At 62.3% G+C, this 13,970-nt stretch carries 12 protein-coding genes; 4 read left to right on the forward strand and 8 right to left on the reverse strand.

What is annotated here, in order from left to right; translation table 11 throughout:
• Window positions 1–6 precede the first annotated feature (6 nt).
• The 4 genes from J2857_RS22625 to J2857_RS22640 form a co-directional block, all read right to left on the reverse strand.
• Window positions 7–2,358, reverse strand: a complete 2,352-nt coding sequence (locus tag J2857_RS22625) for a xanthine dehydrogenase family protein molybdopterin-binding subunit (RefSeq protein WP_210012319.1) — start codon at window positions 2,356–2,358, stop codon at window positions 7–9.
• 273 nt (window positions 2,359–2,631) lie between these two features.
• Entirely contained in the window at window positions 2,632–3,411 is a 780-nt protein-coding gene (locus tag J2857_RS22630) for an alpha/beta fold hydrolase (protein WP_210012320.1), read from the reverse strand.
• A gap of 14 nt (window positions 3,412–3,425) precedes the next feature.
• On the reverse strand, window positions 3,426–4,550 hold the full coding sequence (locus J2857_RS22635; protein ID WP_210012321.1) for an LLM class flavin-dependent oxidoreductase: 1,125 nt from the start codon (window positions 4,548–4,550) through the stop codon (window positions 3,426–3,428).
• 67 nt (window positions 4,551–4,617) lie between these two features.
• On the reverse strand, window positions 4,618–5,229 hold the full coding sequence (locus J2857_RS22640) for an NADPH-dependent FMN reductase (protein ID WP_210012322.1): 612 nt from the start codon (window positions 5,227–5,229) through the stop codon (window positions 4,618–4,620).
• A gap of 204 nt (window positions 5,230–5,433) precedes the next feature.
• On the opposite strand from J2857_RS22640, the gene J2857_RS22645 reads away from it, so the two are divergent.
• Window positions 5,434–6,141 carry a GntR family transcriptional regulator gene (locus J2857_RS22645; protein WP_210012323.1) on the forward strand — a complete coding sequence of 236 codons (708 nt, stop codon included), beginning with the start codon at window positions 5,434–5,436 and terminating at the stop codon, window positions 6,139–6,141.
• A gap of 57 nt (window positions 6,142–6,198) precedes the next feature.
• Here J2857_RS22645 and J2857_RS22650 read toward each other — a convergent pair whose 3' ends face one another.
• The 4 genes from J2857_RS22650 to J2857_RS22665 all read right to left on the reverse strand — a co-directional run bounded on the left by J2857_RS22650 (window position 6,199) and on the right by J2857_RS22665 (window position 9,590).
• Window positions 6,199–6,870, reverse strand: coding sequence for a spermidine synthase (locus tag J2857_RS22650; protein ID WP_210012324.1), 672 nt, complete (start codon window positions 6,868–6,870; stop codon window positions 6,199–6,201).
• Between the two features lie 194 nt (window positions 6,871–7,064).
• A complete protein-coding gene (locus J2857_RS22655) occupies window positions 7,065–7,244 on the reverse strand; it encodes a hypothetical protein (RefSeq protein ID WP_210012325.1) in 180 nt (59 codons plus the stop codon).
• Window positions 7,245–7,647: 403 nt separating this feature from the next.
• Entirely contained in the window at window positions 7,648–8,808 is a 1,161-nt protein-coding gene (locus J2857_RS22660) for an LLM class flavin-dependent oxidoreductase (RefSeq protein ID WP_210012326.1), read from the reverse strand.
• Window positions 8,805–9,590 carry an alpha/beta fold hydrolase gene (locus tag J2857_RS22665; protein ID WP_210012327.1) on the reverse strand — a complete coding sequence of 262 codons (786 nt, stop codon included), beginning with the start codon at window positions 9,588–9,590 and terminating at the stop codon, window positions 8,805–8,807. The genes J2857_RS22660 and J2857_RS22665 overlap by 4 nt, the downstream gene beginning before the upstream one ends.
• 235 nt (window positions 9,591–9,825) lie before the next feature.
• Here J2857_RS22665 and J2857_RS22670 point away from each other — a divergent pair, with 235 nt between their 5' ends.
• The 3 genes from J2857_RS22670 to J2857_RS22680 all read left to right on the forward strand — a co-directional run bounded on the left by J2857_RS22670 (window position 9,826) and on the right by J2857_RS22680 (window position 13,962).
• A complete protein-coding gene (locus J2857_RS22670) occupies window positions 9,826–10,617 on the forward strand; it encodes an SDR family NAD(P)-dependent oxidoreductase (protein ID WP_210012328.1) in 792 nt (263 codons plus the stop codon).
• Between the two features lie 140 nt (window positions 10,618–10,757).
• Window positions 10,758–12,221 (forward strand): NAD-dependent succinate-semialdehyde dehydrogenase, encoded by a 1,464-nt coding sequence (locus J2857_RS22675; protein WP_210012329.1) that lies wholly within the window; start codon window positions 10,758–10,760, stop codon window positions 12,219–12,221.
• 40 nt (window positions 12,222–12,261) lie between these two features.
• Window positions 12,262–13,962: a thiamine pyrophosphate-requiring protein gene (locus tag J2857_RS22680; protein WP_210012330.1), complete on the forward strand. Its 1,701-nt coding sequence runs from the start codon at window positions 12,262–12,264 to the stop codon at window positions 13,960–13,962.
• The last annotated feature ends 8 nt before the right edge of the window (window positions 13,963–13,970 follow it).

Raw genomic sequence — 13,970 nt, forward strand, 5'->3', positions numbered from 1 at the left:
TTCTCCTCACGCTTCTTGTTTGGCTTTTGCCGTCCGGATCGCTTCCCAGATCCGGGCCGGCGTTGCCGGCATTTCGATATGGGTCACGCCGAGATCGGCGAGTGCATCGGTGATGGAGTTGATCGTCACGCCGAGCGACGGTGTCGTACCACCCTCGCCGCCCGGACGGAAACCGAGCGGATGGCTTTTGGCCGGCACTTCGCTGATATGGGTGTCGAAGCTCGGGAAATCCGACGCCCGTGCCACCTGATAGTCCATGAAGGTGGCGGACAGGTTCTGGCCGGTCTCGCGGTCGTAATGCGACCATTCGAACAGCGCCTGGCCGGCACCCTGGACGATGCCGCCATGGGTCTGGCCGTCGACGATCATCGGGTTCAGCGCCTTGCCGACATCGTCAACCGTTGAATAACGTGGGATATGGAAGAAACCGGTTTCCGGATCGATCTCGATTTCGCAAACCGCGGCGCCATAGGGATAGGCAAGCCCGTGGGTGGTCTCGTCGGAAATCGCCGCAAGCACGCCCCGCAGCTCGTCCGGCAGGCCGAGATCGTTTTCCGCGGCCTGGGCCGCCTCGAACAGGCTGACCACGCCGTTCGACCCGCGGGCCCGAAAATGGCCATCGGTGAAGTCGATCTTCTCCGGCTCGACGTTGAGCATGAAGGCGGCAATCCTGCGGCCGCGCTCGATGATCTCGGCGGTCGCATTGTGCATGACGATGCTAGCGAAACGCAGCGAGCGGCCGGAATGCGAACCGCCACCGGCCGAGACGAAATCCGTATCGCTAGCGCGGATCTGCACGACCTCATGGGAAATGCCAAGGAAGGAGCCGACCAGCTGGGCGAATGCCGTTTCGTGTCCCTGTCCCGTGTTCTGCGTCCCGATGACGACATCGACAATGCCGGCGGTCGGGTCCACAGTGATCTCTGCACGCTCCCGCGGCACGCCGCTGGTGCCCTCGATATAGTTGGAAAGGCCAATGCCGCGATACATGCCGCGTTGACGGGCTTCAGCGCGTCGCGCCTCGAAACCCTTCCAGTCGGCCATGTCGAGCACCTTGTCCATGCAACCGATATAGTCGCCATTGTCATAGATGACGCCCATCGGGTTCGAATAGGGCGAAGCCTCTTCGGGGATCATGTTGATGCGGCGCAGCTCCACCCGGTCGAAACCGAACTTGCGGGCGGCAAGATCGATCATCCGCTCGATGATGTACATGGCTTCCGGACGGCCGGCGCTACGGTATGGGATGGTCGGCACGGTGTTCGACATCGCCGCGCGGAATTCCACATGCGCGACCGGCACGCGGTAGAGGCTGGTCATCAGCTGGATGCCCTTGTTGAGGGGCGTGTAGGAGACAGTGTGGGCGCCGATATTGCTGGTATTGACCGAGTGGAAAGCGAGGAACTTGCCGTCCGCGTCGAGCGCCAGGCGCGCTTTGACATGCAGGTCGCGGCCCTGGAAATCCGACAGGAACGCCTCGATGCGCTCCGCCTGGTGTTTGACAGGCCGGCCGGTGAGCTTGGCGGCATAGGGCAGCAGGACGAATTCCGGATAGGTGGCGTTGCGGGTGCCGAAATTGCCACCAACATCGCGGGGCGCGACAACGCGCACGAAGGCCATGTCGACGCCCAGGGATGCCGCAATCTGCTCGCGCATCATCACCACGCCATGGCCGCCGGAGGCGTGGATGGTGAACTTGCCGGTCTCCGGATCGTATTCGGCGGAGGAGGAACGGGGTTCCATATGGACGCCGGTGACGCGCTGAGCCCAGCTCGTGAATTCGAGAACATGCGCCGCCTTGGCGAAGGCCTCTGCGGTGCCGGCCTTGTCGCCGACTTCGCCGTCCATCGCCTTGTTGCCCGGGACATGGTCCCAAAGCTGCGGCGCGCCCTCTTCCAGCGCGTCGACACCACGCACGACGGAGGGCAGTTCCTCCCAGTCTATCTCGATCGCTTCGGCGGCATCCTTGGCGAGATTGGTGCTTTCGGCGACGACCATGGCGACTGCCTCGCCGACAAAACGCGCCCGGTCGGTCGGCAGCGCCTGGTGATGGGTGCGGGCGCGCTCGGTGCCGTCATGGTTCTTGATGCGGATGTCCGAGCCGAATTGCGAACTGCCGATCGCATGCGGGATCGGCGCGATGCCGGCGGCAACGATATCCTCGCCGGTCAGGACGGCGAGCACGCCCGGCATATCGCGGGCAGCTGACGTATCGATGCTGCGGATGATCGCATGGGCATGCGGCGAACGGACGAAGGCGGCATAGGCCGTGTTCTCGAACTTGAGGTCGTCGGCATACTGGCCCTTGCCGGTGATCAACCGGTTGTCTTCCTTGCGCCTGACTTCTTCACCGATCATGCCGTTCCTCCCATTCACATCGTCCCACATATCCCGGACGATGGCATTCCGCATGCGGCTCTTGGGCCGTCCTGAAGCGAAACGCAAATCAATTCATAATAGACACATTATATCCGTCAATGTTGAAAAACCATATCCGCGGAAATTGGCTTCGAAAGCCTTTCCTTTTGAAAACAGTCGAGCCCCCGGGAATGGGGGAAACCGAAGGGTCCTACAAGAAAAAAAGCCCAAACCGAGGTCTGGGCCAAGCTTCCCTGGGAAGGGACTCACGTCTCAGGCGGCCTCAGGCCCCTGGTTGAGCACGTAGCCGGGGCCGCGCTTCAGGAAATCGGTCCAGAGCCGCAACGTACGTTCCGGCTGGTCGACCTCGATCGAATGGGCGGCATCGAAGATGAAAGCGCGCTGCGATGTCGGGATATTGCGCTTCAGGTGCGCGCCTGCCTCCGCCGGCACGACCGTGTCCTCCGTACCGAGCAGGATCAGCGTGACCGCCTCGATCGAGGGCAGGCGCGCACTGAGTGCCTCGTCAACCTGAACATTATTGGCGAGACGCTCGTAGGTTTTACCGTTATTGGCCATGACTTCGGGCGATTTCGGCGTGGACTTGATCTTCTGCGGATGGGCGTAGAGTGCCTTGAAACGCTCTTCCGGATCTGCGGGCAAACCGCCCTTGCCCCCGAAGCGGAAGCCGGCCGGCACTCCGAGGATCAGGTGATCGACCATTTTCGGATGTTCGGCGGCAAGCCACAAGGCGGTCCAGCTGCCGAAGGACGAGCCGATGACGTCGAAACGCGGCCCGACCAGCTTTTCGGCGAACTCGGCGACCATGGCCACCCAATCCTGCACCGTCTTCAGGTTTTCATTGCCCTCCGTGCCGTCGAAGCCGGGGCAGATCGGCGCATAGACCGTGTGGCTCCCGGTCAGCGCCTTCAGTGGCTCGGTCAGCATCACGCCGCCGGCGGCATGCAGGTAGACGACCGGCGTGCCGGTGCCGCCGACATGATGGGAGAGCTTGCCGCGGGAAAGCTCGATCGTCTTCAATTCAAAGGTCATGGATCAAACTCCTCTTACAGGCCAGCGACTTCGGGGGCGATGCGGTCGCGGAACAGTTCCATGCCGCGGCGGACAACGCTGCCCGGCATGTTGCCGACCTTGATCGTCAGGTTCAGCAGGCCGCAATCGAGTTCCTGGCGCAGGCGCTTGATCTGCTTGATGACCGATTGAGGACTGCCGCAGATGATCGAACCGGCTTCAATCTGCTCTTCCACCGTGCGGCCGCGCAGCGTGGCGAGGCGCTTCTGGAAGTTCTCGCCGGCATCGGCCTCAGTGTAGTAGCGGCTCTGCCCCAGAACGAGCTGCTGGGCGGAGCGCTGCGGGCGCATCAGCGTCTGGTGGAAATAGGTCTGCGCGGAGGCCATGTGATGCCTGGCCTCCTCGTCCGTATCGGCGATGCAGATCTGCTGGCCGACCAGGATGTCGTCCGGCGTCGGCTCCCAGCCGTAGGACCGCGCGGTCTTCTTGAAATTCTCGACGGCAGCCTTGGCGATCGACAGGTCCTGGATCAGCGTGATGCCCATGATGGCGCGCATCTTGGCGACGAATTCGGCGGATTCCGCATTGCTGGCGGACATCAGAATGCGCGGATGCGGCTTCTGGATCGGCTTTGGCCAGATCGAGATGGCCGGGAACTGATAGTGCTCGCCTTCCCAGCCGAAGGGCTCGTCTTCGGTCCAGCATTTGATGATCAGCTCGGTTGCTTCGCGCAGCCGGCTGCGGGATTCGCTCGGGGGGATGTTGTAGGCGATGTATTCGTGCGGGATGCCGCGCAGGAAGCCGGCGACGAGGCGCCCGCCCGACATCACGTCGATCATCGCATATTCTTCGGCAACGCGGACTGGGTTCAGGAGCGGTAGCAGGTTGCCGACGATGGCGATATTCGCCTTGCTGGTCTGGCGGGCGAGTGCGCCGGCGATCAGGTTCGGGTTCGACATCAGGCCGTAGGGGCTGAAATGGTGCTCGTTGCAGCCCACCCAGTCGAAACCGTAGTTCTCCGCGTCGACCATCTCGTCGATATATTCGTTGTAGAGCGCCTGGATGCGGGTGCTGTCGATCCCGTGGGTGCTGACCGGCCATTCGTGCGGCAGCTTGTCGTAGTCGGGATAAGGCATCAGGTGGAAGAAATTGAACTTCATGGAAAGCTCCGCTGAGACCGCCGCCGGATGAGGGCAACGGATCCGACGATGGTGATTGAAAATTGGATCAGTTGCTGGCAACCAGACGCGGCGCGACATCTTCGACGCGGCTTGCCATGGCCATTCCGGCGAAGCTGACGACCTGCGACGCGACGATTTCGAGCGGCTGAGCAACCTCGCGGCGAGCCGGTTTGCCATCGACGAAAGGTTTCTCGTTGGACTTGATGGTCGCCGCATAAGGGGTAGGCCAGCCGCGCAGCGCATGCACGATCGAGCGCAACCCGATCAGCGTCGAGCCGAGCGCCTGATCGCCGGCTGCGCAGACGATGCAGCCTACGGCACGGCCGTCGAAATAGGAGCGGGCGTCGCCTCGCATGTCTTCCATATAGTCGATGGCGTTCTTGATCGTGCCGGACATGCCGCCGTGATAACTCGGCGTTGCTATGATGACGCCATCGGCGCGGCGAAGCGACTGGAGAAGACGAAGGGCGGCGGGAGGGCGGTGCGTCACGCCCGGATCGAACAGCGGCAGCTCAAGTTCTGCGCCGCAGATGAGGTCGATTTCCGCGCCGGCCTTTTCGGCAGCCGCGAGACAGTAGCGCAGGGCAAGCTCGGAGCTCGAGCCGGGGCGCTGCGTCCCGCCGATACCGACGATAAAGGGTTTGCGGGTCTGCGTCATGGCGGTCTCCTCCTTCGGCCGCAGCCGATTGCCTTATCAGGCCTCCTGAGGAAATATTTGTATACCTTTCTAGCGGAAGTCAAGGCGATATTGCCGTTCTAACGCTTATATTGTTTACCTGGTATACACTTATTGGCGATTGGCCTCATTGGATAGTTTATCGTAATCTCCCCACATCATCATGAAGAAGGAACAGGTGGCGGCTTGACGAACGAGACAACCAGAGACGGAGTCAAGGACGGGGCGACGCAGAGCGCCGTCGAAACCGCCTATCATCGCATCCGGCACCTGATCCTCACCGGCGAGATGCGCTCCGGCGACAAGCTGCTCGAAAACCAGCTCGCCGCCGCGATCGGTGTTTCCCGCACGCCGATCCGGGAGGCTTTGAACCGGCTGAACGCCGAAGGCCTCGTGGTGCTGGAACGCTATCGGCGGGGAATCGTCGCGGATTTCTCTCTCGACGACGCGATCGAGATCTTTCGCCTGCGCGCCATTCTCGAAGGCCATGCGACCAGCCGCGCCGCCAGCCGCATTTCGGAAGCCGACCTGCAGCGGCTTCAGGAGTTAGAACGGGTGATGGAGACCCAGTTCGAGGAGCTCGGCTGGAACGAACATCTCGAAGGGTTCGACAAGCTCAACGCCGAATTCCACGCGGTGATCGCTGCCGCCGCCGAAAGCCCGAGGCTCGAAAAAATCCTCGCCTCTTCGCTGGAATTGCCGGCTTCGATTTTCAACCGTTATTCAGAGCCGGTCGAGGTTCGTACACGCCGCACCCATGCCCAGCACCGGGAAATCCTCGCCGCGCTAAGAGCCCGCAATCCCGAATGGGCGCAGGCGGCGATGAACGCCCATCTCTTCTCGCTGTTGCCGACAGCTTCGGGCTCGCTGGAGCATGAAGACGGAGCGAAATGAGGTGATGCGATAGCTCCGTTTTCGTTGGGCTCCCGCCGACCGGCCGTTGCCGAACTGCTACCGATTGGTGGCCATCCACAGGACGTGGCGCCCGCCGCGTTTGCCGTTGGCGCGCACATAAATCTCCTCGGCGATAAATCCCACGTCCCGCAGCCGCCGGGTGAAGGCGGCATCCGGCGCCGACGACCAGACGGCGAGGACGCCGTTGCCGCGCAGCGCAGCCTTGGCTGCGCGAAGACCGGCATGGTTATAAAGGCTGTCGTTGGAGGCCCGCGTCAGCCCATCGGGGCCGTTGTCGACATCGAGCAGGATGGCATCGTAAGCAGCGTTGCGCGACCGGATCAGCGCGCCGACATCGCCGACATGAATATCGACACGCGGATCGTCGAGCGTACCCTTGTGAAAATCAGCCATCGGCCCGCGCGCCCAGTCAACCACGGCCGGAACCAGTTCCGCGACGGTGACCCCGGTATCGCCCGGCAGGGCGCCGAGGGCTGCTCTGAGCGTAAACCCCATGCCGAGACCGCCGATCAGCATATGGGCATTTTTCCGGCCAGCAATCCGCTCGCAGGAAAGCGTCGCCAGCGCCTCTTCCGAACCGCTCAGCCGGCTGTTCATCAGCTCCGTCGAGCCGAGCATGATCGAAAATTCGGCCCCGCGCTGCTTCAGGCGCAACTCGCCGCCCTCGCCGGGAATGGTTGCGCGGTCAAGCTGGATCCAGGGAAGCATTGGCCAATCTCATCGTCTTGTGTTGGACGCCTCCTAACACAGACATTGCGGGGAAAACACCGAACTATCGGCGGCCGGCGGAAGAATCTGGTCATCTAGACCATGCTGCCGATGGTGGATTCGAAATCGCCGGCCTGGAAGCAGCCGCCAGAGGCTGAGATGGAGGCATGGAGGGCGGGGAATTACCTCCCCCCTCATTCCTGTTGTGGGGCAAGCTCCGCAACGCCCGACCTGGTACAGGCCGACAGCGGCGGAATTGTCAGTGCCTCGATCAGCACAAAAGCGAACTCTTGGAGTTCGCCATCGGTAAGCTCTGAATAATCGTCTCCGTTCGGAAGATCATCCGAGCATCCATCGTTGTTTTTTGGAATCATGTCTCGCCCCAGCCCGCGGCGAACATGCATGAAATTTGGCAAATAGCATCACCTTTTTGATGCTGTGCTGCAAAATAAAAGGCCCGCGCCTTTTCCCCCTGCGCGGGCCCCTCCTAAGACGTAACCTCTTCTACGCTCGACTTAGGAGAACGGTATTGTACTCCGGACTGGGAAGTCCTCAATTCGTCCAAAAGACCTAGCACAAGGGGTATAGCCCCCAGGGGAGCGGCCGGCTTTTGGGGCGCCGGCCGCTAAGACCGCAGCGACTGGGGGGTGACAATTGTGCGGTCCTGCGCCTCAAATGACGACAATCGCGACCGCACATCAAGATGAACCTTGGGTGATATGACTACGCCCAAAGGCCTCATAGCCTTATCAAAATCATCAAATCGGCATCTCCTCCTCAAGCCACCCGCCTGGCGGTCACGTTGCGCAGATACGGCATAACCTCCTTGGAGTAGATCTCCATGTTTTTGCGGGTTAGCTCGGCGGGCAGCGTACCGAACTGCAGAAGCGTGAGCAGATGGCCGAAGCCGATCTGGGCCTGGTATTCTTCCAGCTTCTCGCGCACCGTCGCCGGACTGCCGCAGATGAACTTGCCCTCTTCGATGACGCTGTCGATCGTCTGCTTCATCGAATGGCCGGCCTTGGCCGACATCGCTCCGACCATCGACTTCACCGAGGTGTAGCCGGGCGGCAGCAGCATCTCCATCGGCATGCGCAGAAACTTCTGCAGGAAGGCCTCGATATGCTCCTTGGCTTCCCGGCGGGCGATCTCGTCGGTCTCGGCGACGTAGAGCGGCAGCGACCAGCCGAGCTGGTCCTCGGTCGCCTCGTAGCCGTAACCGGCGGCGACGTCCTTGTACATCTTCATGTAGCGGGCGACGGTCGCCACCGAGGCGAAGGTCTGGAGATAGGTATATTTGCGGTCCGGATGGGCGGCCCATTCGATCGTCTCGCTGGAACCCTGGCTCGGGATCCAGATCGGCGGATGCGGATTGTCCTGGTAGACCCGCGGCCAGACGTTCACGTATTCGAAATTGTAGTGCTTGCCCTCGAAGACGCTCGGGCCGGGCTTTGTCCAGGCCTGCAGGATCAGGTCATGGGCTTCCTGGAACCGCTCGTGCGAAAACGCCGGATTGACGCCCCAGGAATGGTATTCGGCGCCGATGCCGCGCACCATGCCGGCGATCAGGCGGCCGCCGGTGATGTTGTCGACCATCGCGAATTCTTCCGCGATGGTGAGCGGGTTGTTCAGGAGCGGCAGGGCGCGCCCGAGAATGGCGATCTTGACGTTCTTGGTGCGGCGGGCGAGCGCGCCGGCCATGACGCCGGGGATCGGCATCAGGCCGTAGGCGTTCGAATGGTGCTCGTTGACGCAGATGCCGTCGAAACCGAGCTGGTCGGCATATTCGAGCTCGTCCAGATAACGATTGTAGAGCTGGTGGCCCTTCTTCGGGTCGTAATAGGTATTCGGCAGGGTGACCCACGCCGAATTGTGCTTCTCGTCATAGGACAGATCGAGATCCGCATAGGGCATCAGGTGCATGAAGTAGAATTTCATCGCGTAACCTCCCCGATGAAGCCACTGACCAGTTCGACGAAACGGTCGGCCTTTTCGATCTGCGGGACATGTCCGCAGTTCTCGATGATCTCAAGCCGCGAATTTGGAATGAGATCGCGCCAGGCCGGAGCGTAACCGACCGGCATCGCCTTGTCGTCGTCGCCCCAGACGATCAGCGTCGGCACAGAAATACGGTGCAGCCACTTGTGCAGGTCCGGATTGAGGAATCGCGGCTCCCAGGCGAGCTTGGCCGACGTGAGCTTGTTCCTGAGAAGGATTTCCATCTCTTCCTTCGACGGCGGCGGGGCCGCCAGCATCGCTTCTGCAAATGCCTGGTCGTGGAAGAGGTTGCGGGCCGTCTCCTCCGGGTTCCACATGAAGACGTCCCCCTTGCGCACGCCCTTCACCCGGATGCCGGCGGGCGCCACGACGGTCAGGGAACTGAGCTTGGTCGCATTGCGGATGGCGATCTCGGCCGCCAGCCAGCCGCCGATCGACGTGCCGACAAGGTTGACCTTCTCAAGGTCGAGGTGATCGAAGACATCCAGATAAAAGAAGGCGAGGTCCGAAATGTTGTCGAGCCATTCGGGACTGTCGGAGGCGCCAAAACCCGGATGTTCCGGTACGATGACCTCATGGGTTTCGGAGAGCTTCTCCATGAAGGGCAGCCAGCGCGAGGCGCCGCTCGCGCCATGCAGGAACAGGAGTGGCGCACCAGTCCCTTTCCGCATGAACCGGACTTTGCAGCCGGTTATCGTCTCCGTACTTTCGGTAAAGCTCATCGGTTTCCGCCCTCCCAAGTGCCGTTTACCGCAGGCGGGAAGCGCTCCTCTGCACCCGCCCGAAGGCCTCCCTTGGGGCCAATCTGTATAACCTTGACAGATGGGTCAATATGATTCTGTCAAATTTTGATTGATAATAGCAAATTTCTAACTTGCATCTTCGGTAATTGCATACAAAGTAGGCGCCGCTCGGGTGGGGAGGGTCATGCTCGCCCGGTTCGGAGGGAGGATAGGAATGCAGGCCGAAAAACTGTTTGATCTCCACGGTCAGGTAGCGATCGTGACGGGCGCTGCGAGCGGCCTGGGGCTTGCGATCACCAAGGCGCTGGCCGCCAATGGCGCGCATGTAGCGTTGCTCGATCTCAACGCCGAGACCCTCGCCGCCGCCTATCAATGGCTGAACGGCCAGCGCTTTTCCGCCGAAACCCATAAGGTCGATGTTTCCGCCAGCGCGAGCCTGCGCGAGACGATCGACGGCATCGCCGAAAAGCACGGACACCTCGATATCCTCGTTGCCAATGCAGGCATCAGCGGCGGCCCCAATTCCCGCACCGAGGCCGGCGCGATCGAGAATGTCAGTGACGAGTTGTGGAACAAGGTGGTGGACGTGAACCTCACCGCCACCTTCGTCGCCATTCAATCGGCCGCCAAGCATATGAAGAAGCAGAAAAGCGGCCGCATCGTCGCAATCGCCTCGATTGCCGGCCTGCGCGGCGACCCCATGACCGGTTACGCCTATGCCTCCAGCAAGGGCGCCGTCGTCAACCTCGTCAAGCAGGCTTCCTGGGAACTGGCACCTTACAACGTGCTGGTCAACGGCATCGCGCCCGGCCCCTTCCGCACCAATATCGCCGGCGGGCGCATCCGCGAACCGGAAATCGAGAAGGCCTTCGCCGACACCGTACCGCTCGGCCGCATCGCCGAGACGGACGAGATCATGGGCCTCGCGCTACTTTTGGCATCGAAGGCCTCGAGCTTCATGACCGGCGCGGTGATCCCGATCGACGGAGGCACGGTCGCCATCTAGGCTGCGCGAAATGTCGTAATTGACAATATCAGGCTCCCTGCTTTATCTCCTTGGAGAGGGATGAGAGAGCGGGGCTCGAGAAAAGCCCGAAATTGACGAATGCCAAACGCACTCGTCTCATGACGCAGGAGGAAACCATCATGAATATCGCGACCAATCCCGCCCCCTCTTCCGAGGCCTACCAGTCCGCACGGCTGCTGATCGACGGCGTCTGGCTGGAGAATGGCGACCGCAAGACGCAACCGCTCATCAATCCGGCGACCGAAAAGGCGATCGGCGTGGTGCCGCATGCAACGGTCGAGGATCTCGATCGGGCGCTCGAAGCCGCCAAGCGCGCCTTCCCGGCGTGGCGCGCCACCAGTCCACGCGAGCGTGGACGCATTCTGAAGCGCGCAGCACAGTTGATGCACGACCGGCAGGAAGAGATCGCTACTCTTGCGACGCTCGAAATGGGCAAGCCGATCGCCGAGGCACGGCTGGAAACCCATTTCGCCACCGAAGAAATGGAGTGGTTCGCCGAGGAAGGCCGCCGCACCTATGGCCGCGTCATTCCCGGACGGATCGGCGAAACCCGCTTCCAGGTCGTCAAGGAACCGGTCGGCCCGACTGCCGGCTTCTCCGCCTGGAACTTTCCCGTCGGCAATGCCGCCCGCAAGATGGGCTCGGCGCTCGCAGCCGGTTGCACGATGATCTACAAGCCCGGCGAAGAGGCCCCGGCTTCGGCCGCAGCAGTTGCCCAGTGCCTCATCGATGCAGGTGTGCCGGCCGGCGTCATCGCCGTCGTCTATGGCGTGCCGGACTTCATCTCCCGCCACCTGCTCGCCTCGCCGATCATCCGCAAGATCTCGTTCACCGGCTCGGTCCCGGTCGGTCAGCACCTGATCCGGCTTGCTTCGGAAAGCTTGAAGCGCACCACGATGGAACTCGGCGGCCATGCGCCGGTGCTTGTCTTCGACGATGCCGACCAGACGGCCGCGCTCGACATGTCGGTGCAGCGCAAATACCGCAACGGCGGCCAGGTCTGTGTTTCTCCGACCCGCTTCTACGTGCAGGAAAAGTCCTATGATGCCTTCTGCGCCGGTTTTGCCGAGCGTGCCGGCAAGATCAAGGTCGGCGACGGCCTCGATCCGGCAACCGGCATGGGTCCGCTCGTCCACGGCCGCCGCCGCGACGCGATCGAGGCGCTGGTGCAGGACGCGACCTCCAAGGGCGCCAAGCTGCTCTCCGGCGGTCATCGCGTCAATAACGAGGGTTTCTACTTTGCCCCAACCGTTCTCGCAGACGTGCCGAGCGACGCGCGGATCATGAGCGAGGAGCCGTTCGGCCCGGTTGCCGTGCTCAACCGCTTCTCGGATTTTGACGACGCGGTCACCAAGGCGAACGAACTGCCTTACGGCCTCGCCGCCTATGCCTTCTCCAATTCGCACAAGACCATCGCAAAACTTTCCGATGCGCTGGAAGCGGGCATGGTCGGCATCAATTCCTTCAACATCTCCATGCCGGAAACCCCGTTCGGCGGGGTGAAGGCAAGCGGCCACGGTTCCGAAGTCGGGATCGAGGGCGTCGAGGCCTATATGGTCACCAAGACGGTCAGCATCACCTGATCCGGTTCAGGTCCAAAAAAGCTCCAAGAGGACGAGAGTTATGAAACACGAAAAACCGACCGGGACATTCGCCGCCGAGGCCGTGCTGACCCACATGAAGGCCGCCGGCATCGATGTCCTGTTCGCCAATGGCGGCACCGACTTTCCGTCGATCATCGAGGCCTATGCGCGCCAGCCGGAAAGCGGCCTGAAGATGCCGGAAGCCCTGGTCATCCCGCATGAGGGTGTCGCGGTCGGCATGGCGCATGGCTATTACCTGATGACCAGCAAGCCTGCCGGCGTCATCGTCCACGTCAATGTCGGTCTTGCAAACTCGGTCATGGGCCTGATCAACGCCCGCTCCGAAAACGTGCCTGTCATGATGTTCTCCGGTCGTACGCCGATCACCGAGGCGGGCCGCTTCGGCTCGCGTTCCTCGCCGATCCACTGGGGCCAGGAAATGTTCGACCAGGGCGGCATGGTCCGCGAAGTGGTCAAGTGGGATTACGAGCTGCGCTACCCGGAACAGGCGGGCATCGTCATCGACCGCGCCGTGAGCATCGCCATGAGCGAGCCGCGTGGCCCGGTTTATTTGAGCCTGCCGCGCGAGGCGCTGGCCGAAGGCGCCCAAATCGAGACCAATCAGCGCTCGACGGTCACTCCGACGACCTTCGGCCCGGCCGATCCGGCGCTGGTTGCTGAAGCTGCCGACCTGCTTTCCAAGGCGAAGAGCCCGCTGGTCATCACCCAGAGCCCGGAACTGGCACCGGATTTCGAACCGCTCGCCGGTTTCGTCGAGAAATTCGCGCTGCCGACCGTCGAAATGTGGGCGACCCGCCTGGCACTGCCGAGCGACCACCCGATGATGATCGGGCGGGACTCCACCCAAGTGCTGAAGGAAGCCGACGTCGTCGTCGTCATCAATGCCGCCGTGCCGTGGATATCCGATCATACGGGCCTTGCGGAAGGCGCCAAGGTTATCGCCATCGGTCCGGACCCGCAGCATAGCCGCGTGCCGATCCGCAGCTTCGAGATCGACATCGCGCTTGCCGGCGGCACCAACAAGACGATCGCAGCCCTTGCCGCAGCCATGGCCGAACGTGTGTCGGCCAGCGAAACCTTCTCCGAACGTCGCGAGAAGTGGGCGAAGATCAAGGCAGCCCAGGCCGAAGCCGCCGACAGGCGCGCCGCCATGGGCAATGGTTCGCCGATGACGCCGGCCTTCGTCAGCCGCTGCGTCTCCGATATCATGGACGAGAAAACGACTATCGTAAACGAACTCGGCATCGATCCCTCGGTGATGAGCTTCAGATATCCGAAGTCCTACTTCTCGACCCCGCTTTCCGGCGGTCTCGGCTTCGGCCTCACCGCAGCACTCGGCGCCCAGCTCGGCGACCGTAGCCGCCAGGTGATCGCCACGATCGGCGACGGTTCCTACATGTTCGCCAACCCTGTCGCCTGCCACCAGACGGCAACCGCGCTGAAGCTGCCGCTGCTGACGATCGTCTTCAACAACGGCATCTGGAACGCCGTGCGCCGCTCGACGCTTTACATGTATCCGGACGGCAGCGCCGCGACCGCCAACACCATGCCGATCACCGCGCTCGACCCGGCCCCGGACTATGCGGCCATCGCTCGCGCCCACGGTGCCCATGCCGAACGCGTCGAGACGGGTGCCGACCTGCCGGCGGCGCTGCAGCGGGCGCTTACCGCGACCAAGAGCGGCCGGCAGGCCATGCTCGAAGTCATGGTCTCCTACTAAGAGGCGTC

Origin of the sequence: Neorhizobium galegae, from assembly GCF_017877055.1 — a bacterium.
In the GTDB taxonomy this organism is placed as follows: domain Bacteria; phylum Pseudomonadota; class Alphaproteobacteria; order Rhizobiales; family Rhizobiaceae; genus Neorhizobium; species Neorhizobium galegae_D.